Raw genomic sequence first — 20807 nt, forward strand, 5'->3', positions numbered from 1 at the left:
CCGTGACTCACCCCTTGACCGCCCCGCCCAGCGCGAACCCGCCGCCCAGCCGCCGTGCCACCAGTACGTACAGGACCAGCACCGGCGTTGAGTAGATCACCGAGAACGCCGCCAGCTGCCCGTACACCACCATCCCGCGGTTGCCGAAGAATTCGTTGATGCTCACGGCGGCGGGCATCTGGTCGGGCGTCAGGAGCAGCATGAAGGGCACGAAGAAGTTGCCCCACATCATCACGAAGCAGAACACGGTCACCACGGCCACGCCCGGGCCCATCAGGGGTAGCACGATCCGGACCAGGGACTGCGGCGACGACGCGCCGTCCGTCCAGGCGGCCTCCTCCAGTTCCTTCGGGACGCCGTCCATGAAGTTCTTCATCAGCCAGATGGCGAACGGCAGTTGGGAGGCGGCGAAGAAGAAGATCGTGCCCTGCATCGTGTCGATGAGGTTCACGCGCACGAACAGGGCGTACACGGGGACCATGATCGCGGTGATCGGCAGGCTCGTCGCGAAGAGGATGGTGAGGAGGAAGGGGCGGTTGAGGCGGGATCTGAAGCGGGACAGGGGATAGGCCGCCAGGGCCGCGCACACCACCGTCAGCAGGGTGCCGCCGCCGCACAGGACCAGGCTGTTGAGGAGCGGGGTGAAGATGATGTCCGGGGTCAGGACGGCGTCGAAGTTGGCGAGGGTCAGGCCGTCCGGCGCCTTCACCCTCAGGTCGGCGTCCGGGTCCAGGGCGGACAGCACCACCCAGGCGAGAGGGAGGGCGAAGGCGGCGGCCACGGCGAGGAGGCCCGCGTCGGCGGCCAGACGGCGGGCCGTGCGGCGGTCTCTCAGGGTGCGGGGCATGGCGGGTCAGACCTCCGTCCGCAGCAGGCGCAGGTAGACGACCGAGAAGAGCGAGCCGATGAGGAGCAGCAGGAGGGCCACGGCCGTGCCGTAGCCGATCATGCTGTTCTGGAAGGCCTGTTCGTACATGAAGAGGGGGAGTGTCTGGCTCTTGTCGCCCGGGCCACCGCGGGTCATCACCCAGATCAGACCGAACACGGACAGCGTCTGGAGGGTGTTGAGCATCAGGTTCGTGCCGATGGAGCGCCGGATCATCGGCAGCGTGACGTGCCACAGCCGGCGCCAGCCGCCCGCGCCGTCGACCTGCGCCGCCTCGGTGATCTCCTTCGGTATCTCGTTCAGGGCCGCCGAGTAGACCAGCATCGAGAAGGCCGTGCCCCGCCAGACGTTCGCGAACGACACCGCCAGGATCGGGAGCGTGAACAGCCAGTTCTGGGACGGGAGATGGAGCCAGTCCAGGATGGCGTTCAGGGTGCCCTCGCGGCGGAAGAAGGCGTACAGCAGGAAGCCGGCGACGACCTCCGGCAGCACCCACGCCGTGATCACGATCCCGCCCACGAGCGTACGGACCGGCTTCGACGCCCGCTGCATCAGCGACGCCAGCGCCAGACCGAGGGTGTTCTGGCCGACGAGTGAGCTGAGCACCGTGAACACCAGCGTCAGCCATACGGCGTTGAGGAACGCCTTGTCCTCGAACGCCGTACGGAAGTTGTCGAACCCGACGAACGACTCCTGCGCCTGGCCGGTGAGTTGGAGGTCGGTGAAGGCGATGTACGCGCAGTAGACGATCGGGCCGGCGAGGAAGAGGAGAAGGAGGACGAGGGAGGGGGTGACGGGAAGGGCGCGGGTGAGGCGCCGGACGACGGACCGGGGGGCCGCCCGGGGCCTCACCCGGTCCGCCGTCCGGGCTTTCGGGGCCGTCCGGGCTTCTGGGGCCGTCCGGGATTCAGGGCGGCTCACCTCGTGATCACTTGGTCGTCCGTGACCGACTTCAGGGTGTCGTCGTAACCGCGCGCCGCCTCCTGGACCGACATGTCACCGGTGGTGACGCCCTCCATCGCTTCCTGGACCGCCGTCGAGACCTTGGGGTACGCCGGATACGCGGGGCGGTAGTGGGTGCTGGCGACCAGGTCGGTGAAGAACTTGATGCCGGGCTGCGCCTTGATGTACTCCGGATCCTCGGCGACGTCCTCGCGCACCGCGATACCCGAGTTGGCGATGTACCACTTCTGGGCATTGGCTTTCGTCTGCATCGTCTTGATGAACTCGAAGGCCAGGTCGGGGTTGCCCGCCTTGGCCGGGATCGCCCAGGTCCAGCCGCCGGACATGCTCACCTTGCCGGGGGACTGGCCGTTCTGGGTCGGCATGTACGCCAGGCCCAGTTCCTCGGACCAGGTCGGCCACTCGTGCCCGGCGCCCTTCTGCCAGTCCTGCGGCAGCCAGGAGCCGTCGAGGTCGATGGCGAGCTTGCCCTTGGGGAGGAGTTCGCCGCGGACGACGGTCTGGATGTTCGGGTCGAGGGCGACGGAGACGTCCGGGCCGAGCTTCTCCTTGTAGACGGTCTCCACGAAGGTCAGGGCGTCCTTGAAGCCCTGACCGCCCGCGACCCACTTCTTGCTCGCCTTGTCGTACAGCGGGTCGGACTTCCCGTCGCCCGTCCCGTACAGCAGCATCTCGAAGCCCTGCATGGTCGCGGCCTCGCCCGCCGGTTTGCCCGTGTAGACGTTGAGCGGTGTGACGCCGGGGACCTTCCGCTTGACCGTGCGGGCGGCGGAGAGGACGTCGTCCCAGGTCTTCGGCTGCCAGTCGGAGGGCAGCCCGGCCCGCTCGAAGATGTCCTTGTCGAACCAGAGGCCGCGGGTGTCGGTGCCGTCCGGGATGCCGTACGTCTTCCCGTCCTCGGCCCTCGCCGCCGCCTTGGCCGTGTCGATGAACTGGTCCCAGTCCTTCCACTTGGCCAGATAGGTGTCGAGCGGTTTCAGATAGCCGCTCGTGATGTCGGAGTTGATGAGGAAGGTGTCCTCGTAGACCAGGTCGGGGGCCGTCTTCGGCGAGCGGAGCATCTGCTGGACCTTGGTGTAGTACTCCGAGTCCGGGGCCTTGATGGGGACGAGTTCGACCTTCTTCCCCGGGTTCGCCTTCTCGAACTGCTTCTTGATGCCGGCGAGGTAGGTGTCCATGACGCGGACGGAGTTGTCCGTGGACTGTTTGAAGGACACCTTCAGTGTGTTCGCGTCGCTTCCGGAGCCGCCGCCGCACGCGGTGAGCGCGGTGGCGGCGACGGACAGTGCGACGAGTGCGGTGAGTCGGGCAGTGGGGCGGGTGCGGACGGCGGTGGGGCGCACGGGCACGACCTCCTCGGGCCTACGTCGTTGTGGCCGGGGACGAACTGCCCAGTGAACGTACGAGTGGTGGTCTGGTCAGGTCAATGAGTCTGCGCAGGCCTGGGCTCGGGCGGCCAGGTCCCGGGCGTTGTCTCGGGTATAGGCGTCGGCGGCTTCGAGGTAGTGGGCGCGGGCCTGGACGAGGTCGTCGGCCGCCATGTGGAGGGCAGCCAGGTTTTCGAGAGCCATGCCGGCCTCTTGCCAGTCTTCGACCTCCCGGCTGATCTCCAGCGCCGTGCCGTACGCGTCGATCGCGTCCTCCACTCGACCCATGCCTTGCAGGGCGCCGCCGAGACAGAGCCACGCCGTGCCCTCGCTGATGCGGTCCTCGATGGCCTGACACAGGTCGCGGGCGTGTGTGTGGGCGTCGACTGCTTCCTGCAACCGGCCCGCCAACTGCAGCGTGACGCCGAGGTTGTTCCACGCGGTGGCCTCACGGCTGGGGTCCCGGGTGGCTCGGAACAGGTCGCAGGCCTGTGTCTGGGCGGCGATTGCTTCCCTTGTCCAGCCTGCCTGTCTGAGACACAAGCCGAGGTTGTTCCAAGCGAAGCCCTCACGATGGCGGTCTTCGGCGGCTCGGAACAGGTCGCGGGCCTGTGTGTATGCGTCGATCGCCTCCTGCAACCGGCCCGCCCTTCGCAGGGCCGAGCCGAGGTGGTCCCACGCTTGGGCCTCGTGGTCGCCGTCCTTCGTGGCTCGGAAGACGCCGAGGGCTTGTCTGTGGGCGTCGATCGCCTCGGTGACCCGCCCCGTCTCCTGTAGGGCGTGACCGAGCCTGTGCCATGACAGAGCCTCGCCGACGCCATCACCCATGCGGCGGGCGGCTTCCTGGGTAGCCCGGCTGACGGTCGTCCAGTCGTCGAACCTCCGCCGCCAGCGGAAGTACGCATCCAGGCATCTGCCCAGGCGCACCGCGACGTCCGCGTGCTCCTCCTGCGCCAACTGCACGGCTGCCACAAGCCCGGCTCGCTCTCCGTCCAGCCACGCCAGTGCCGCCCCCCGGGTGGGGAACCGCTCCTCCACGGGCACTTCTGGCGGACGCTGCAACAGGGCGTCGGCGGCAGTCGCCCACCGACAGTAGAACTCCAGCACCCGCTCCCGCGCCGCGTCTCCCTCCTCCACGAACACCGCGTCCGCAGCCACCACCGCCACCGCGAAGGCCCGCACCAGGTCGTGTAGCCGCCACCGCACGCCCGCGTCTCCCGGTGAGGGCGTGACAAGGTGCTGGGAAGCCAACTCTTCCAGCAACTCGAAGGCCTGGCCGGCGGCAAGGCCGGCCAACGCCGCCACCACCTCACCGCTGACCTCCGCGGCGGGGGCCAGGGACAGCAGGCGGAGCAACCGCGCCTGATCAGCGGGAAGCTGGCTGTAGGCGGCCTCGAAGATCGGTCGTACACCCAGCCTCTCCGTTCGATCCTCCGTGGTCCGGAGTTCGTCCACCAGCGAGGTGATCGTCCGGTGCCGGCGCTTGCGGAGCATGCCGACGGCGATCCGGAGAGCCAGGGGGTGGCGGGCGCAGACCTCGGCGAGACCGGCCACGGCCTCCGGCTCACGAAGTGCCCGGTCGTCCCGCTCATCGCTGAGCCGCAGGGACTTGTCCACGAGGTCGGTCGCAGCCTGCGATGTGAGGACGTCGAGGTCGATGAGCCTGGCGTCCAGATCGGTCAGCCGGTCCCGGGAGGTGATCAATACGCGGTGGTGATCGGTACCGGGGATGAGAGGAGTCAGCTGGACCGGGTCCGAGGCGTTGTCCAGGATCAGCAGCATCGGACGGCGCTCCTCGGCGAGCAACCTCCGGTACAAGGCGTACTGCGCGGTCGAGGTCTGCGGCAGATCCGAGCCCCGGACACCGAGGCCGTCCAGCAGAGCCAGCAGCGCCTGATCCGCCGTCACCGGATTGTCGTCGTACCCCCGGAAGTCGACGAACACCGTCCCACCCGGAAACCACCCGTCCCGCACCGCCTTGTGCGCGGCGCACAGGGCGAGCGACGTCTTGCCGATGCCGCCCAGCCCGGAAACCGCGCAGATCACCACCGGCAGGTCGGACTCGGCAGTCGGGTCCAAGACCCTGAGCAGCCGGCCCAGGTCCTCGTCCCGTCCCGTGAACCCTGCGGGCACGGAAGGAAGCGCGGCGGTCGCGACCGGCACCGGGCCGTGCACAGAGCCGCGTTCAACCCTCCCGCTTGGCCGTGAACGACCCGTAGAACGTGCTCCCCCGAAAGTCGAAGCGATCCCCGCCGCGCCCGGGAGGCCGGCGCCGCCAGCCAGGCCGAACTCAGCCGCCGAACCGGCGTCTACCGCAGCGACATGGTCGCCGTCCTCAACGAGCTCGCCGACACCGAATGCATCCGCCGCGAACCGGACCCGGCCGACCGCCGCCGCAACGTCATCACCCTCACCCCCACCGGCCGCCGCCGCCTGGAGCGCCTCGATGTGCTCATCGCCGACGCCCAGCGCGAACTCCTCGCCCCCCTCGACCCCGCCCAGCAGGACGAGCTCACCCGCCTGCTCACTGCCCTGACCGAGCACCACCACCCCGCGCACCCCCGCCCGCGCGAAGAGCAATAGCCCATTTACCCGCACCGTCCCGAGCCTTGCCACCGGTGAGTTGCTGCGGGATGTCCGCGAGTGGTTCAGGTGTGCTTTGTGCCGGTCGCGGCGAGCGGGTCAGCCCAGGTCGTAGACCGGTGGCACGCGCCGTTGTCGGTGAGGCGGCGGCGGAGGCGGATCGGTGTGATGCCGTGGGTGGCGAGGAAGGGGAGCCCTGGGATCGCAGGGCTCCAGCGTGAGCGGCTGTGCTTGGCGTCAGCGTGCGAACTTTTCGACGGCCGCTGGGGCGACGGGGGTGAAGAAGTTGACGAGGTTGCCGTCGGGGTCGCGGAACAGCAGTGACCGATTCCCCCAGGGCATCGTGGTGGGCTCGTTGACGAAGTCGGTGACGAAGCCAGTCAGGTTCTGGTGAACGCGGTCCACATCGTCGACGAGGAACTCGGTGATCACGCTGTGGTTGTCCGCCGGGCGGGCAGAGCCCGGGGCGAACAGCGGAACGGTGCGGGTGCCGGCGATCGCGAGGGTGGCGCCCGCGGTCTTGAGTTCGGCGAAGTCCTCGGTGGCCCACACCGCCCGCGCCCCTGTGGCTCGCTCGTAGAACTCGACGAGGCGCGCTACGTCGCTGGTGATGATGCGGATCGAGACGAACTCCATGGGAATCTCCTTGGCTGTGCTGGAGGCGTGCACGTCGCAGACTAGGAGAAATAGTGGACAGAATCGGTCCTGTATTCGCGTTAGGCTGCGAACATGCCTCGACCCACCGGCCGCGTGCTGACACTCCTGGAGCTGCTGCAGTCGGGCGGCACCCGGACGGTGGCCGAACTCGCCGACCGGCTCGGCGTCGAAGGGCGCACCGTGCGCCGGTATGTGGGCCAGCTGATCGACCTCGACGTGCCCGTGGAATCGGTGCGTGGCCGCTACGGCGGGTACCGGCTCGCCCCCGGGTACCGCTTGCCTCCGCTCATGCTCAGCGACGACGAGGCGCTGGCCGTCCTGCTCGGCCTGGTCGCCGGCCGCCGAGCGGGGCTGACGACGACGGAGCGTACGGCGAGCGAGACGGCATCGGCGAAGATCCGGCGGGTGCTGCCCAAGCGCATCGCCCGCAGGCTCGACACACTCCTGGAAGCTCTCGCCTTCACGGATCAGCCCGATGATTTCGACACCTCGAACGCCGAGGTCCTGCTCACCATCGCCGATGCGGTACGCCACCGCCGACCGGTCTCGATCCGCTACACCGACCGCGACGGACGGCGCAGCGAACGCACGCTGCACGCGTACGGGATCGTCGCCCATGCGGGCCGGTGGTACGTCACGGGCAAGGACGCCCGGATCTGCGAGGACCGAACCTTCCGGCTCGATCGCATCGCAGACGCGCGGACCCTGCCCGGCTCATTCGAAGCGCCCGTGGGTCCCGGTCCGGCCCAGCGCGTGCTGTCGGCGTTCGCCACGGCCGAGTACCGGCATGAGGTGACCTTGCGGATCCACGGGACAGTTGAGCAGATCCGCGCCCACCTTCCCGCCAGTGTCGCGAGCCTGGAGGAGTACGCGCCCGTGGCAGGCGGGGACCGGGCGACCGAGCCCTGGCTGCGCGTCGAGCTGCGGGCGGAGCGGCTCGATTGGCTGCCTCCAGTACTCGCCTCACTCGACCGGCCGTTCGTCATCGAGCGCCCCGATGAACTGCGCGACCTCGTCACCGCGCTCGCCGATCGCCTCGCGTCCTACGCCCGCCAGGCCTGACCGCGTTCGTCGGCCTTGGCCCCGGTCAGGGCGCGAAGGCGATGGGCAGGCGCTGAACCCCTTGGACCACACACAACCAGGAGGAACCCGTGTCATACCCGCAACTGCTCACCCCCGAGGAGAAGCTCGCCGACGCGAAGAAGCTGTTGAGCCTCCCGCGTATCGTCGTGATCTGCGGCTCCACCCGCTTCATGACCGAGATGAACGAGGCCGATCTGCGGGAGACCAAAGCCGGAAAGATTGTCGTCAAACCGGGCTGTGACATGAAGTCGCCGCACGAACTTTGGTCCGATCCTGACGAGGCCGAGGCGCTGAAGGTTCGACTCGACGATCTGCACCGGGCGAAGATCCGGCTGGCTGATGAGGTGCTCGTAGTCGGCGACTACATCGGAGACAGCACCCGAGCCGAAATCGCCTACGCCCGGTCGCTGGGCAAGCCCGTGCGGTTCACGCACCCCGAGGTCGACCCTGGCGCCTGACCGCCCGCTACCACCTCGACGACCAGGGCCGGCAGCCCGCCGCCTGACCGTCACACGCACGACCGACCTGACGGTAGCGTGATCGAGACGACGGCTGAGGGCGAGACGGAAGACAACGAAGCCCTGTTCGGCGGCATGGTGAACGCGGGCGCGGTCTTCCGCCACGGTGCCCTGGTGGAACGCCCAGCGCCGCGCACCGCGCGCGCCCTCCATGCCCATCTCCTCGCGCTCAGAGAGCATGGCTTCGACGCGGCTCCGAGGCCGGTCCGTCTCACCGCGGACGGCCGCGAGCAGCTGACCTTCATCCCCGGTGACGTCGCTCTACCGCCGTTTCCGCGCTGGGTGATGACTGAGACCGCGTTGAGGTCGGTGGGAAGCCTGCTGCGGCGCTTGCACGACGCCAGCGCGGCCATCGCGGTTGACGCATGCGTTGAGTGGCCCCGATCCCTGGCCGACCCGGCGGGAGGAACGATGCTGTGCCACAACGATGTGTGCGTGGAGAACGTCGTCTTCCGCGATGGCCGTGCCGCAGCCCTGATCGATTTCGACTTGGCGGCCCCCGGCCGAGCAGTGTGGGACGTCGCCATGACCGCCCGCTACTGGGTTCCCATGCTCGATCCCGCGTCCGCGGCAGCTCTCCATCCCGCGGGACTGGATGCCCCGAGGCGACTGCGGATCCTCGCCGACGGCTACGGCCTCACCCCGCAGCAGCGCGCTGAACTGCCTGACGTCATGGAACAGGCCACGGCATCCTGCCGGGTCTTCGTCGCCGACCTAGTGGCCGATGGTGACCCCGTCTACACCCAGGTGTTGTCCGAGCGCGGTGGTTGGCAACGTTGGGATCGCATTCAGGGGTGGCTGGTTGCTCACCACGATCTGTTCACGGCTGCCCTGTTGAACTGATCGTCTGCAACCTCGTGTCGGCCGCGATGTACGCGAGTGTGCCCGTCGCGGGCCGGCTCGACCTAGAGGAGGTGGTCGGCCTTGCCGGACTTGATGTCGCGGATGAGGGTGCGGAGCGCTTCGCGGGTGTCGGTGAGGTAGTGGTCCTCCTGGCCGGCGATGGCTATGTAGGCGTTGCCTTGGGGGTCGGTGCCGATGCGGAAGCAGTTGTTTCCTTCTGCGCAGAAGGGGGATTCCCAGGTGATGTCGGGCATGGGGGCCTCTCGGGGGTCAGAGCTGGCGGGCGATGGAGTGGATGAGATCGCGTGAGTCCTTGGAGCTGAGTGTCTGCGTCTGCCACCAGTCCATGTGGGCCTGGTACTTGGCGAGTTGAGCCTCGGAGTGAGTGAACTCGCCGCCGTGGGCGGAGTCCAGCTGCACGGTGTCGAGCTGGGGGACCGTGCCGTGGGCGTAGAGCACGGCGTGCCCGGCACCGGGGAAGGCGCCCGCTTCGACGGGGAGTACGCGCAATTCGACGTTGTCGCGCTCGGAGGTCTGGCAGAGGTGGTGCAGCTGCTCGCGCATGACGCGACGCCCGCCGAACTGCATCCGCAGGGCCCACTCGTGGACGTACGCCACGTACTCGATGGGGTCCTCACGGTCCAGAACCTGCTGACGCCGCAGGCGGTGTACGACGCGGAGTTCGACCTCTGAGCCGGGCAGGGGCGGAAGCGCGGCGGCGAAGATGGCACGGGCGTACTCGCCGAGTTGCAGCAGCCCCGGCACGTGTACGGTCTGGTAGCTCCGCAGCCGGGCGGCGAACCACTCCAACTCGGCAACGTCCAGAAGCCCTTGGGGGAGGCTTCCCCGGTACTGCTGCCACCAGCCGCGCTTGCGTACGTCGGCCATGGCGACCAGCGCTTCGATGTACCGCTCGTCCGCACACTCGTAGTTGCTGGCGAGTATCCGGATCCGCTCCGGCGAGGTGGCTCGGACGCCCGCCTCCATGTTGGACACCTTCGTGCGGTCCAGCCCCAGCAGCCCGGCGGCGTACTCCGTGGTCTGCCCTGCGGCAAGGCGCATCCTGCGCAACGCCACTGCTCAAGAGCCTTGGAGACAACAGCGGAGAAACCAGTCTTCCTGGTTCGGTCCTCGACCTCCTTAGCCAACGACTAGGGCGGGGAGACGGACCGCTTTCCTGCTCGCTCCGGAATGGGGAACGGCTTGAGTGCGCACACCGAAAAATGTAGTACCACCAGTGGGAGAACCCGCGGAGAGGGAAAGCTACAGGTAAGAGGCTTGCGGGCGACCCGCTCCCGGTGTGGTACCCCCCGGGAGTGCTGTGAGGGCCTGGGCTCGGGGGCGCCTACGGCTGCCCCTTCACCCACCGGTACTGCAGCTCCGGTCTCCCCACCGTCCCGTACTGCGGGCTCCGGGCCGCCCGGCCCGCCTCCACCAGGTGCTCCAGGTAGCGGCGGGCCGTGATGCGGGAGATGCCGACGGTCTCGGCGACGCCGGCCGCGGTCAGGCCGTCGGCGCAGTCGCGCAGGGCCACGGTGACGCGTTCCAGGGTGGGGGCGCTCAGGCCCTTGGGGAGGGCGGCGGGGCCCGGAGCCCGGAGGGTGGCCAGCGCGCGGTCCACCTCGTCCTGGCCGCTCGCCTCGCCGGCCGCCGCGTGGTACTCGGCGTAACGGATCAGACGGTCGCGCAGTGTGGCGAAGGTGAAGGGTTTGAGCACGTACTGCACCACGCCCAGCGAGACCCCTTCCCGGACCACCGTCAGGTCGCGTGCGGACGTCACCGCGATCACGTCCGCGTGGTAGCCGGCGGCGCGCAGCGAGCGGGCGAGCTGGAGGCCGTGCACGTCCGGGAGGTGGAGGTCCAGCAGGAGCAGGTCCACGGGCGTGCGGTCCAGCGCGCGGCGCGCCTCCGCCCCGGTGTGGGCCTTGCCGACCGCCGTGAAGCCGGGGACACGGCCGACGTACAGGACGTGCGCGTCGGCGGCCACGGGGTCGTCCTCCACGACCAGGACGCGGATGGGGTCGATCGTCATACGTGGCCTCCAGGCACGGCTCTGTGCTCGGCGGACCGCGCGGTGTCCGAATCCGCGCCTGCCCGGGCGGCCCCTACCGTAGGCAACGGCAGCCGGACCTCGAACTCCGCCCCGCCCTCGTCGGCCTCCGTGACCGTGAGGGTGCCCTCGTGGCGGCGTACGGTCTGCCGGACCAGGGCGAGGCCGAGGCCGCGGCCGCCCGGGCCGGCCGGCTTCGTCGAGAAGCCGCGTTCGAACACGGCCTCCGCGTGGGCCGGGTCCACGCCCGCGCCCGTGTCGGCGACCAGCAGGACCAGTTCGGCGCCCGCGTCGGAATCCGCCGTGTCCGCCGTGTCCGTCGTGTACGCCGTCACCGTGACCCGGGCCCCGACCGATCCCTGAGCCGCGTCCACCGCGTTGTCGATCAGGTTGCCGAGGACGGTGACCAGGTCACGGGCGGAGAGGGACTCCGGGAGCAGGCCGTCGTCGATGCGGCTGTCCTCGGAGACCACCAGTTCCACACCCCGTTCGTTGGCCTGGGCCGCCTTGCCCAGGAGCAGGGCCGCCAGGACGGGTTCGCTGACCGCCGCGACCACCTGGTCCGTCAGGGCCTGGGCCAGTTCCAGTTCCGCCGTCGCGAAGTCGACCGCCTGCTCCGCCCGGCCGAGCTCGATCAGGGAGACGACCGTGTGCAGACGGTTCGCGGCCTCGTGCGCCTGGGAGCGCAGGGCCTGGGTGAAGCCCCGCTCGGAGTCCAGCTCGCCCATCAGCGACTGGAGTTCCGTCACATCGCGCAGGGTGACGACCGTGCCACGGCGCTGGCCGCCGGAGACGGGTGAGGTGTTCACGACCAGGACGCGGGTGGCCGTCAGGTGCACCTCGTCCACCCGCGGCTCGGAGGCCAGCAGGGCGCCCGTGACCGGGGTGGGCAGGCCCAGGTCGGCGACCGAGCAGTCGACCACCTCCTCGCTCACGCCGAGCAACTCCTGCGCGCCGTCGTTGATCAGCGCGACGCGGTACTGGCCGTCCAGCATCAGCAGGCCCTCGCGCACGGCGTGCAGCGCGGCCTGGTGGTAGTCGTGCATGTTGCTGAGCTCGGAGGCGTTCATGCCGTGGGTGTGCCGGCGCAGCCGGTCGTTGACCACGTACGTGCCGAGGCCGCCCAGGGCGAGGGCGCCCGCCGCGACGCCGATCAGCGCGGTGAGCTGGTCCTGGACGCGGGCGCTGATCGCCTCGATCCTTATCCCCGCGCTGACCAGGCCGATGACGTGGCCGTTCTCCTCGATGGGCGTCACCGCGCGCATGGACGCGCCGAGGGTGCCGGTGTACGTCTCGGTGAAGGTCTCGCCGTTCAGAGCCCGGTCGATGTGGCCGCGGAAGTGCTTGCCGATCTGCTTCTCGTCGGGGTGGGTCCAGCGGATGCCGTCCGGGTTCATGATCGTGATGAAGTCGACCTCGGTGTCGCGCTGCACCTTGAGCGCGTACGGCTGGAGGGCCTTCGTGGGTTTCGCGGTGTGGATGGCCTCGCGCACGGACGGTGAGTCGGCGACCGCGCGGGCCACGGCCTTCGCCTGGCGGCCCGCCGCCTCCTCGGCCTGGGTGCGGTCGCTGACGTACGTGAACAGCGCGTAACCGGCCACCACGACCGCCAGCAGCACGGCCTGGACAGCGAAGAGCTGGCCTGCCAGGCTGCGGGGTCGCAGGACACGGGGGGCGCGGGGGATGCGCATGCGAACAGTCTGCATCCACGTATAAGCGTGAACTAAATGAACGGAAGGGTGACCGCCCTCACAGGGCGGGGGATAGTCACCCAAGTGCGATGGAGCGAACAGCCCGTCGCGAGGGAGCACGACTCCCGACCCGGGACCCGCACTCCCGAGCCGCAGGGAGCATGCCTCCCACCCCTGGGACCCCCACTCCCACGACCCCCGGGGGCGGTCTCCCGCCCAGGGAGCTCGTTCCCGTACATTCCCCGGACGTGAGCCGCACGCCGGAAGAGCCGACGACGTCGTCGACGAGGAGGGCAGCCGTGGCCAGCACCACTAATACGGCACCTAGCGCACCCGCCAAGCGGGACCGCACGCACTACCTGTACATCGCCGTGATCGTTGCCGTGGCCATCGGCATCGCCGTGGGCCTCATCGCTCCCGACTTCGCGGTGGAGCTGAAGCCCATCGGCACCGGCTTCGTGAACCTGATCAAGATGATGATCTCGCCGATCATCTTCTGCACGATCGTGCTGGGCATCGGCTCCGTACGGAAGGCCGCGAAGGTCGGCGCGGTCGGCGGTATCGCTCTCGGCTACTTCCTGGCGATGTCGTTCGTCGCCCTGGGCATCGGTCTGGTCGTCGGCAACATCCTGGAGCCGGGCACCGGCCTCGCGGTGACCGACGCGATCAAGGAGACCGGCCACGCGCAGATCGACTCCGAGGCCAAGGACACCACCGAGTTCCTGCTCGGCATCATCCCGACCACGCTCGTCTCCGCCTTCACCGAGGGCGAGGTCCTGCAGACCCTGCTGATCGCCGTACTCGCGGGCTTCGCGCTCCAGGCCATGGGCCCGGCCGGCGCCCCGGTCCTGCGCGGTGTCGAGCACATCCAGCGGCTCGTCTTCCGCATCCTCGCGATGGTGATGTGGGCCGCGCCGATCGGTGCCTTCGGCGCCATCGCCGCCGTCACCGGTTCCGCCGGTCTGGACGCCCTCAAGAGCCTCGCCGTGCTGATGCTCGGCTTCTACGTCACGTGCTTCCTGTTCGTCTTCATCGTGCTCGCCGCGATGCTGCGGATCGTCGCGGGCCTCAACATCCTCACGCTCTTCAAGTACCTGGGCCGTGAGTTCCTGCTGATCCTGTCCACCTCCTCCTCCGAGTCCGCGCTGCCGCGGCTCATCGCGAAGATGGAGCACCTGGGCGTCAGCAAGCCGGTGGTCGGCATCACCGTTCCGACCGGCTACTCCTTCAACCTCGACGGCACCATGATCTACATGACCATGGCGTCCCTGTTCATCGCCGACGCCATGGGTACGCCGATGTCGATCGGCGAGCAGATCCCGCTGCTGCTCTTCCTGCTGGTCGCCTCGAAGGGTGCGGCCGGTGTGACGGGCGCGGGGCTCGCCACCCTCGCGGGCGGCCTCCAGTCCCACAAGCCCGCGCTCGTGGACGGCGTCGGCCTCATCGTCGGCATCGACCGCTTCATGAGCGAGGCCCGCGCCCTGACCAACTTCGCGGGCAACGCGGTCGCCACGGTGCTGATCGGCACGTGGACGAAGGAGATAGACAAGGAGCGGGTGGAGCAGGTGCTCGCGGGGCAGCTGCCGTTCGACGAGAAGACGCTTCTGGACGACCACGCCGAGGCTGTGACGGACTCGGACGCGGACTCGGAGGCGGAGCAGGGGGGCGAGAAGGAGCTGACGAAGGCGTAGGCCCGCTGCCCCTCACGGGGCACCCCCCACAAACCCCGAGCGGTCGGATCCCCTCCCCCGTGGATCCGGCCGCTCGGTCGTGTCCGTGAGCCGCCGCCACTAACCTTTCGGTGAGTATCTGACAAATTAGTCGGTACTTGTGGGGAGTTGTCCCCGCGTCAAGCATGGTCATCATGCGAAACGACGTTGAGAACACCGCTGTTGCGAACACCGCTGTCACGAACACCGCTGTTGACAACTCTCCGGCAGAGAAGACCTCCGTGGCCGTGCTTGGCCTCGGCGCCATGGGCAAGGCCCTCGCCACCGCCTTCCTGCGGGGCGGGCACCCCACGACCATCTGGAACCGGTCGCCCGGCAAGGGCGACGAGCTGGTCGCGCAGGGTGCCGTCCGGGCGGGGACCGCCGCCGAGGCGGTCCGCGCGGCGGAGCTGGTCGTGGTCTGCGTGGTCGACCACGGCGCCGTACAGGCCGTCCTCGACGCGGCCGCCGACGACTTGCCCGGCCGTGTCCTGGTCAACCTCACCTCCGACACCCCCGAGCGCTCGCGTGCCACCGCGGCCTGGGCGGAAGAACGCGGCATCGACCACCTCGACGGCGCGATCATGGTCCCGGTCACGGCCGTCGGGCAGCCCGAGGCACTCGTCTTCTACAGCGGGCCACGGGCGGCGTACGACACGTACGAGACGGCCCTGCGGGCGCTCGGCGGGCGACCCGCGTACCTCGGCGAGGACCACGGCCTCGCCGCCGTGTACGACCTCGCCCTGCTCGACTACTTCTACGCCGGCATGTCCGGACTCGTGCACGCCTTCGCGCTCGCCGGCGCCGAGGGCGTCCGCGCGACCGACCTGGCCCCCTACCTGGGCACCATCACCGGCATCATGCCGCCCATCACCGCCTACACCGCCGAGCACATCGACGCGGGCTCCTACCCGGGCGAGGACGCACCCCTCGCGATGATGGCCGCGGGCGCCGGCCACGTCCTGGAGGCCGCCGAGCAGCGCGGCCTCGACGTCGGCGTCCTCCGCGCGGTCAAGGACATCACGGACCGCGCGCTGGCCCGCGGCCACGCGGCCGACGGCTGGGCCAGCACGGTCGAGGCCGTGCGCGGCGGGTGACCGTAACCCGGCTGATGCCTCGTACTGATGCCTCGTACTGTTGCATCCTCAAACAGCAGTTCTAGGAGGACTCCTGTGCCGGATGAGCCAGAAGAGCCGGAAGAGCCGGAAGAGAGCATGCTCACCCACATTCCGCCCGACGGGGTCGCCCCGGGTAACGGGTACAGCCACGTCGTGGTCGGAGAGGGCCGACTGGTCGTCATCTCGGGGCAGGTAGCCCTGGACGAGAAGGGAAACGTGGTCGGGGAGGGCGACGCCGCCGCCCAGGCCCGCCAGGTCTTCGAGAATCTGCGGCGTTGCCTGGCGGCGGGAGGAGCGACATTCGCCGACGTGGCCAAGTTGACCTTCTACGTCACCGACGTCGCCGTCCTGCCGGAGGTACGGGTCGCCCGCGACGCCCACATCGACACCGCGCGCCCGCCGGCGAGCACGGCCGTACAGGTGGCAGCCCTCTTCCGGCCGGAGCTGCTGCTCGAGGTGGAGGCCCTGGCCATCGTCCCCTGGTGACCCGGTCGGCCCGTGGGCGGTGTTGCCTTGACGCCGACGTCAAGGAATACCGTCGGCGCATGCGAATCGGCGAGCTGGCGGCGCGGGGCGGGACGACCGCGAGGGCGGTGCGGTACTACGAGTCGCTGGGGCTGCTGCCCGGGCGGCGCGCAGATGGGGGTCCCCCCGCTCGAGCGAAGCCGAGAGTGGGGGAGGGTACCGGACCTACGACGAGGGCGATCTGCGCCTGCTGCGGCAGATCCGTACGTTGCAGGACTTCGGGTTCGGCCTGGAGGAGACGCGCCCCTTCGTGGAGTGCCTGCGCGCCGGGCACCCGGAGGGCGACTCCTGCCCGGCCTCGCTCCAGGTCTACCGCCGCAAGCTGGATGAACTCGATTCACTGATCGGGGAGTTGCAGGCTGTGCGGGCGAAGATCGGCGTGCGGCTGGCCATGGCCGAGGAGGCGGAACCGTTGTGCGAACTGGGAGGGCAGGAGCTGTGATCAAGGCGGCGGGTGTGGCCGAGGTGACGGACGCGGACTTCGACGTGGAGGTGATCGGGGCGGAGCTGCCCGTGCTGGTGGAGTTCACCGCCGACTGGTGTCCGCCGTGTCGGCAGATGGGGCCGGTGCTCAGCGCCCTCGCCGCGGAGGAGGGCGACCGGCTCAAGGTGGTGCAGCTGGACGTGGACGCCAATCCGCAGACCACGAACGCGTACAAGGTGCTGTCGATGCCGACGTTCATGGTCTTCCGGGGCGGCGAGCCCGTGAAGGCGATGGTGGGTGCCCGGCCCAGGCGGCGGCTGCTGGAGGAACTGTCAGAGGTGCTCTGACCTGACGCCCTTGGCGCAGTACGAAGAAATCCCCCGAGTAATTGCGCTCGGGGGATTTCTCTGCGTATATTGAGTGGTTCGCGACTTCAGGGAATTGGTCGCGAAGAAGTTCAACTAACACGCAGTATATCCGGCCGGGAGCGGAATTGTCAAACAGGGGCTCGCACAAAGAATTCTCCGACGATGAATTGCGACGTGAACAGGAATTCATCGACGGACTGTACGCGCGCGTGGACGCCCTGCGCGGGGACGCCGAGGTCTCCGTCACGGACGCGCTCGCCCAGGGCAACACGCCCATGCAGGCGCGGCTGGAGCGGGACATCCTCGTCGCCGAACGCTCCGGACTGCTCGCCGCGCTGAACGCCGTGGACGGCTCGCTCTGCTTCGGCCGGATCGACCTGACCTCCGGCGTCAGCCACCACATCGGCCGTATCGGCATCCGCGCCGACGACGCCGACCTCACGCCGATCCTCATCGACTGGCGGGCCGACGTCGCCCGCCCCTTCTACCTCGCCACCGGCCACACCCCCATGGGGCTGCGCCGCCGCAGGCACATCACCACCCACGGCCGCGACGTCACCGCCCTGCACGACGAGATCCTCGACCTCGGCGACGCCACCCGCACCGGCCACGAGGACCCCACCGGCGACGCCGTCCTCCTCGCCGCGGTCGACGCGGCCCGCACCGGCCGCATGCACGACATCGTGCAGACCATCCAGGCCGACCAGGACCGCATCATCCGCGCACCCCACCGCGGCGTGCTGGTCGTGGAGGGCGGCCCCGGCACCGGCAAGACCGCCGTCGCGCTGCACCGGGCGGCCTACCTGCTGTACGAACACCGCGAGCTGCTCGCCAAGCGCGCCGTCCTGATCGTCGGCCCCAACCCCGCCTTCCTCGGCTACATCGGTGAGGTACTGCCCTCCCTCGGCGAGACCGGTGTCCTGCTCGCGACCGTCGGCGAGCTGTTCCCCGGGGTGAAGGCCACCGCCCGGGACACCCCGGACGCCGCCCGCGTCAAGGGCGGCGCCGACATGGCCGACGTCCTCGCCGCCGTCGTACGCGACCGGCAGGCCCTCCCCGACCCGGTGATCGCCATCGAGCACGACCGGGAGGTCCTCATGCTCGACGACGACCTCGTACGGGTCGCCCGCGAGCACACCCGCGACGCGAAGCTCCAGCACAACGTGGCGCGCGAGCACTTCGAGGGCCACATCCTCAACACGCTCACCGACATGGTCGCCGAACGCATCGGCACCGACCCCTACGACGGATCGAACCTGCTGGACCCCAGCGACATCACCCAGATCCGCGACGAGCTCGCCGACAACCCCGACGTCTGGTCCGCCATCGACCAGCTGTGGCCCCGGATCACCCCGCAGCGCCTCGTCGCCGACTTCCTCGCCGCCCCCGAGGGCTACGTGTCCGACGAGGACGCCGCCGCCATCCGCCGTCCGGTGACGCGCGCGTGGACCGTGGCCGACGTACCGCTGCTCGACGAGGCGGCCGAACTCCTCGGCGTGGACGACCGGGTGGCCCGGGCGGTCGCCGAGCGCGAGCGGGAGGAACAGATCGCGTACGCGCAGGGCGTGCTGGAGGTGTCGTACGCCTCCCGCACATACGAGTTCGAGGACAAGGAGGACGGCGACCCCGACGGGTCCGAGGTGCTGTCCGCGCACGACATCATCGACGCCGAGCGGTTCGCCGAACGCCACGAGGAGGACGACCACCGCAGCGCCGCCGAACGCGCCGCGGCCGACCGGACCTGGGCGTTCGGGCACATCATCGTCGACGAGGCGCAGGAACTGTCGCCCATGGCCTGGCGGCTGCTGATGCGCCGCTCGCCGACCCGCTCGATGACCCTGGTCGGCGACCCCGCCCAGACCGCCGAGGAAGCGGGCGTCGGCTCCTGGGCCGGCATCCTCCAGCCGTACGTGGAGGACCGCTGGGAGCACACCCGTCTCGGCGTCAACTACCGCACCCCGGCCGAGATCATGGAGCTCGCGGCGCGGATCGTACGGGCCGAGAACCCCGACTTCGAGCCGCCGAGCTCGGTCCGCTCGACCGGCGTACGCCCCTGGGTCCGCAGGGCCCTGGGCGACCTGCCCGGCGAGGTGGCCAAGGCGGTCGCGGAACTGACCCCCGCAGAGGGGCGCCTCGCGGTGATCGCGCCGCGCGACCTGCACCGCGCGCTCGCCGCACGGCTCGACGGCGTCACGGCGGGCCGGGAACCGGACCTGACGCGGACGGTCGTGCTGCTCGACCCCCGGCAGGCCAAGGGGCTGGAGTTCGACTCGGTGCTGGTCGTGGAGCCCGGCCGGTTCGGCACGAGCGACCTGTACGTGGCGCTCACCCGCGCGACGCAGACGCTGGGCGTCGTGCACGAGGGGGAGGTGCCGGAGGCGCTGCTGGCGGGCGGGGAGTGACGTGTCCGGTGCCGTGTCGTCCGGCGGCGTCGGCGACGTGAAGTAATTGGGCCGGAATCACCACATCCACCACAGGCATCACCAACCCGTAACAGTTCACACCATCGTCACTGCACGTGAGTGGTCCATGCGGTATGCGTGGTCGTCATGGAATCTCATGCGTTCGCCGCCGCCCCCGCCGGCAGCCCCCGGATCGAGTCGCTGCCCGTGGAGCCGCTGCTGACCTCGGAGTTCGACGCGGATCCGGGCAGTGTGTACGAGCGGCTGCGGCGTACGCACGGCCCGGTGGCGCCGGTCGGGCTGATGGGTGTGCCGGTGTGGCTGGTCCTCGACTACCGCGAGGTCCTGGAGGTGCTGCGCGGCGAGAGCCAGTGGCGGCGGGACGTACGGCACTGGAGGGCGCGGGCCGAGGGACGGCTGCCCAGGGACTGGCCGCTGCTCGCGGGCTACGAGGTGCGGCAGACGATGTTCCTCGACGACGACGAACACCGGGCCGCGCGGCTGACGTACCACTCGGCGATGCGGCCCTTCCAGGACGGCCACACACCGGTGGGCTGGGAAACGCGCGCGGCCGTCGCGCGCTACGCGGACGAACTCATCGCCATGCTCGCCGCGGAGTCCGGGACCACGGGCTTCGCGGACCTGGCGGCGCAGTACACGCGGCCGCTGCTGCTCATGGTCACCACGAAGCTGTTCGGCTGCCCCGTCGAACTCGGTGACGAGATGGTCATGGACCTCTGGCGGATGCTGGACGGCGGGCCCGACGCGGGGGCGGCGACCGCGCGGGCGTCGGCGGCGATGACACGGCTCGTGGCACACCGGCGGGCGGTGCCCGGCGACGACCTCACCTCCTACATGCTCCTGTCGGACCCGTCGCTCTCGGACGAACAGCTGGGCCGGGAACTGTTCATGAACGCGGTCTACCTCAACGACATCACCGGCAACATGGTCTGCAACACGCTGCTGGAGGTGCTGCGGGGCAATGCCTCGGTGCGGAGGAGCCTGTCGGCCGGACTGATCGGTGAAACGGTCAACCGGGCCGCGCTGGTGAGTCCGCCCGTGGCCAACATGTGCTTCCGGTTCGCGGCGCGGGATGTGCGGCTGGGGAACTACTGGGTGCGTGCCGGGGATGTCGTGTCGCCCTCGGTCGCCGCGGCACACCATGACCTGCTGGCGATCGGTACGTCCCACATCGTCGACTCCACGATCAGTACGCGGGCGCATCTCGCCTGGGGGGCCGGGCCCCATCAGTGTCCGAGTGCGGCCCGTGAGCTGGCGAGCATGATCGTGTCCACGGCGGTGGGCCGCGTCTTCGACCACTTCACGAAGGCGGAGCTGACGCTTCCGCCGGATCAGTTGCCGTGGCGTGCGGGGCCTGTGGTGCGGGGGCTGCGGTTGTTGCCCGTCCGATACGAACTGGGCGAGCAGAGTTCCGTCCTGCGCGGCCGGATTCCGGCTCCTCGGAGCGGCGAGGAGCCGGTGCCGTCGCCAGGGCACGCGGATGACGGCCGTGTGGGTGGGTTGCTGGCGGCGCTGCGGCGGTTGATGTTCGGGACGCGTAGGTCGCAGTGAGGGGTGCGGTGGGGTTGTTTCGCCCCCGCCGCCCCTACCCGTCCCATC

General features: G+C 69.7%; 18 protein-coding genes and 2 pseudogenes. 11 read left to right on the forward strand and 9 right to left on the reverse strand.

Going from position 1 to position 20807, the window contains the following annotated elements:
* Nucleotides 1-7 precede the first annotated feature (7 nt).
* The 4 genes from FNH08_RS19290 to FNH08_RS19305 form a co-directional block, all read right to left on the reverse strand.
* Entirely contained in the window at nt 8-847 is an 840-nt protein-coding gene (locus FNH08_RS19290; protein WP_152772741.1) for a carbohydrate ABC transporter permease, read from the reverse strand.
* A 6-nt stretch (nt 848-853) separates the two neighbouring features.
* A complete protein-coding gene (locus tag FNH08_RS19295) occupies nt 854-1738 on the reverse strand; it encodes a carbohydrate ABC transporter permease (RefSeq protein WP_322724838.1) in 885 nt (294 codons plus the stop codon).
* Nucleotides 1739-1803: 65 nt separating this feature from the next.
* On the reverse strand, nt 1804-3192 hold the full coding sequence (locus tag FNH08_RS19300; RefSeq protein ID WP_322724840.1) for an extracellular solute-binding protein: 1389 nt from the start codon (nt 3190-3192) through the stop codon (nt 1804-1806).
* 75 nt (nt 3193-3267) lie between these two features.
* Nucleotides 3268-5349: a tetratricopeptide repeat protein gene (locus FNH08_RS19305; protein WP_322724841.1), complete on the reverse strand. Its 2082-nt coding sequence runs from the start codon at nt 5347-5349 to the stop codon at nt 3268-3270.
* Nucleotides 5350-5484: 135 nt separating this feature from the next.
* Between FNH08_RS19305 and FNH08_RS19310 the strand changes: the two are divergent.
* Nucleotides 5485-5799, forward strand: a pseudogene (locus FNH08_RS19310) (MarR family winged helix-turn-helix transcriptional regulator); the annotation flags it as partial.
* A gap of 237 nt (nt 5800-6036) precedes the next feature.
* On the opposite strand, the gene FNH08_RS19315 reads toward FNH08_RS19310, so the two are convergent.
* Nucleotides 6037-6435, reverse strand: coding sequence for a VOC family protein (locus FNH08_RS19315; RefSeq protein WP_152772742.1), 399 nt, complete (start codon nt 6433-6435; stop codon nt 6037-6039).
* Between the two features lie 93 nt (nt 6436-6528).
* On the opposite strand from FNH08_RS19315, the gene FNH08_RS19320 reads away from it, so the two are divergent.
* The 3 genes from FNH08_RS19320 to FNH08_RS19330 all read left to right on the forward strand — a co-directional run bounded on the left by FNH08_RS19320 (nt 6529) and on the right by FNH08_RS19330 (nt 8900).
* Nucleotides 6529-7518: a helix-turn-helix transcriptional regulator gene (locus FNH08_RS19320; RefSeq protein ID WP_152772743.1), complete on the forward strand. Its 990-nt coding sequence runs from the start codon at nt 6529-6531 to the stop codon at nt 7516-7518.
* An 89-nt stretch (nt 7519-7607) separates the two neighbouring features.
* Complete coding sequence (locus FNH08_RS19325) at nt 7608-7997, forward strand: hypothetical protein (RefSeq protein ID WP_322724843.1); 390 nt, start codon at nt 7608-7610, stop codon at nt 7995-7997.
* Nucleotides 7998-8132: 135 nt separating this feature from the next.
* On the forward strand, nt 8133-8900 hold the full coding sequence (locus tag FNH08_RS19330; protein ID WP_152772754.1) for a phosphotransferase: 768 nt from the start codon (nt 8133-8135) through the stop codon (nt 8898-8900).
* Nucleotides 8901-8962: 62 nt separating this feature from the next.
* On the opposite strand, the gene FNH08_RS19335 is transcribed toward FNH08_RS19330, so the two are convergent.
* From FNH08_RS19335 to FNH08_RS19350, 4 genes are all read right to left on the reverse strand, one after another.
* Nucleotides 8963-9154 (reverse strand): hypothetical protein, encoded by a 192-nt coding sequence (locus FNH08_RS19335; protein WP_152772744.1) that lies wholly within the window; start codon nt 9152-9154, stop codon nt 8963-8965.
* Nucleotides 9155-9170: 16 nt separating this feature from the next.
* Entirely contained in the window at nt 9171-9962 is a 792-nt protein-coding gene (locus tag FNH08_RS19340; RefSeq protein ID WP_152772745.1) for a DUF5753 domain-containing protein, read from the reverse strand.
* A 283-nt stretch (nt 9963-10245) separates the two neighbouring features.
* Nucleotides 10246-10932 (reverse strand): response regulator, encoded by a 687-nt coding sequence (locus FNH08_RS19345; RefSeq protein ID WP_152772746.1) that lies wholly within the window; start codon nt 10930-10932, stop codon nt 10246-10248.
* Nucleotides 10929-12641, reverse strand: a complete 1713-nt coding sequence (locus FNH08_RS19350; protein ID WP_152772747.1) for a sensor histidine kinase — start codon at nt 12639-12641, stop codon at nt 10929-10931. Before FNH08_RS19350 ends, FNH08_RS19345 begins: the two co-directional genes overlap by 4 nt.
* A gap of 299 nt (nt 12642-12940) precedes the next feature.
* Here FNH08_RS19350 and FNH08_RS19355 point away from each other — a divergent pair, with 299 nt between their 5' ends.
* The 7 genes and pseudogenes from FNH08_RS19355 (at nt 12941) to FNH08_RS19385 (ending at nt 20759) form a co-directional block, all read left to right on the forward strand.
* Nucleotides 12941-14332 carry a cation:dicarboxylate symporter family transporter gene (locus FNH08_RS19355; RefSeq protein ID WP_322724845.1) on the forward strand — a complete coding sequence of 464 codons (1392 nt, stop codon included), beginning with the start codon at nt 12941-12943 and terminating at the stop codon, nt 14330-14332.
* Nucleotides 14333-14592: 260 nt separating this feature from the next.
* Entirely contained in the window at nt 14593-15447 is an 855-nt protein-coding gene (locus FNH08_RS19360) for an NAD(P)-dependent oxidoreductase (RefSeq protein WP_322724847.1), read from the forward strand.
* 117 nt (nt 15448-15564) lie between these two features.
* Nucleotides 15565-15954, forward strand: a complete 390-nt coding sequence (locus tag FNH08_RS19365; protein WP_152772756.1) for a RidA family protein — start codon at nt 15565-15567, stop codon at nt 15952-15954.
* Between the two features lie 59 nt (nt 15955-16013).
* Nucleotides 16014-16435 (forward strand): annotated as a pseudogene (locus tag FNH08_RS19370) (MerR family transcriptional regulator).
* The gene (locus tag FNH08_RS19375) at nt 16432-16764 is read left to right on the forward strand and encodes a thioredoxin family protein (protein ID WP_322724848.1); all 333 of its coding nucleotides are present in this window, start codon (nt 16432-16434) and stop codon (nt 16762-16764) included. Before FNH08_RS19370 ends, FNH08_RS19375 begins: the two are co-directional and overlap by 4 nt.
* Before the next feature lie 188 nt (nt 16765-16952).
* On the forward strand, nt 16953-19187 hold the full coding sequence (locus tag FNH08_RS19380; protein WP_152772749.1) for a HelD family protein: 2235 nt from the start codon (nt 16953-16955) through the stop codon (nt 19185-19187).
* Nucleotides 19188-19334: 147 nt separating this feature from the next.
* Nucleotides 19335-20759: a cytochrome P450 family protein gene (locus FNH08_RS19385; RefSeq protein WP_152772750.1), complete on the forward strand. Its 1425-nt coding sequence runs from the start codon at nt 19335-19337 to the stop codon at nt 20757-20759.
* The last annotated feature ends 48 nt before the right edge of the window (nt 20760-20807 follow it).

The organism is Streptomyces spongiae (genome assembly GCF_009377185.1).
Classification (GTDB): Bacteria; Actinomycetota; Actinomycetes; order Streptomycetales; family Streptomycetaceae; genus Streptomyces; species Streptomyces spongiae.

Excerpts from the sequence above, each read along its gene's own strand:
- FNH08_RS19350 (WP_152772747.1), bottom strand. The coding sequence starts at position 12,641 with ATGCGCATCCCCCGCGCCCCCCGTGTCCTGCGACCCCGCAGCCTGGCA.
- FNH08_RS19320 (WP_152772743.1), top strand. The coding sequence starts at position 6,529 with ATGCCTCGACCCACCGGCCGCGTGCTGACACTCCTGGAGCTGCTGCAG.
- FNH08_RS19330 (WP_152772754.1), top strand. The coding sequence starts at position 8,133 with ATGGTGAACGCGGGCGCGGTCTTCCGCCACGGTGCCCTGGTGGAACGC.
- FNH08_RS19385 (WP_152772750.1), top strand. The coding sequence starts at position 19,335 with ATGGAATCTCATGCGTTCGCCGCCGCCCCCGCCGGCAGCCCCCGGATC.
- FNH08_RS19345 (WP_152772746.1), bottom strand. The coding sequence starts at position 10,932 with ATGACGATCGACCCCATCCGCGTCCTGGTCGTGGAGGACGACCCCGTG.
- FNH08_RS19340 (WP_152772745.1), bottom strand. The coding sequence starts at position 9,962 with ATGCGCCTTGCCGCAGGGCAGACCACGGAGTACGCCGCCGGGCTGCTG.
- FNH08_RS19290 (WP_152772741.1), bottom strand. The coding sequence starts at position 847 with ATGCCCCGCACCCTGAGAGACCGCCGCACGGCCCGCCGTCTGGCCGCC.
- FNH08_RS19315 (WP_152772742.1), bottom strand. The coding sequence starts at position 6,435 with ATGGAGTTCGTCTCGATCCGCATCATCACCAGCGACGTAGCGCGCCTC.
- FNH08_RS19365 (WP_152772756.1), top strand. The coding sequence starts at position 15,565 with ATGCTCACCCACATTCCGCCCGACGGGGTCGCCCCGGGTAACGGGTAC.
- FNH08_RS19335 (WP_152772744.1), bottom strand. The coding sequence starts at position 9,154 with ATGCCCGACATCACCTGGGAATCCCCCTTCTGCGCAGAAGGAAACAAC.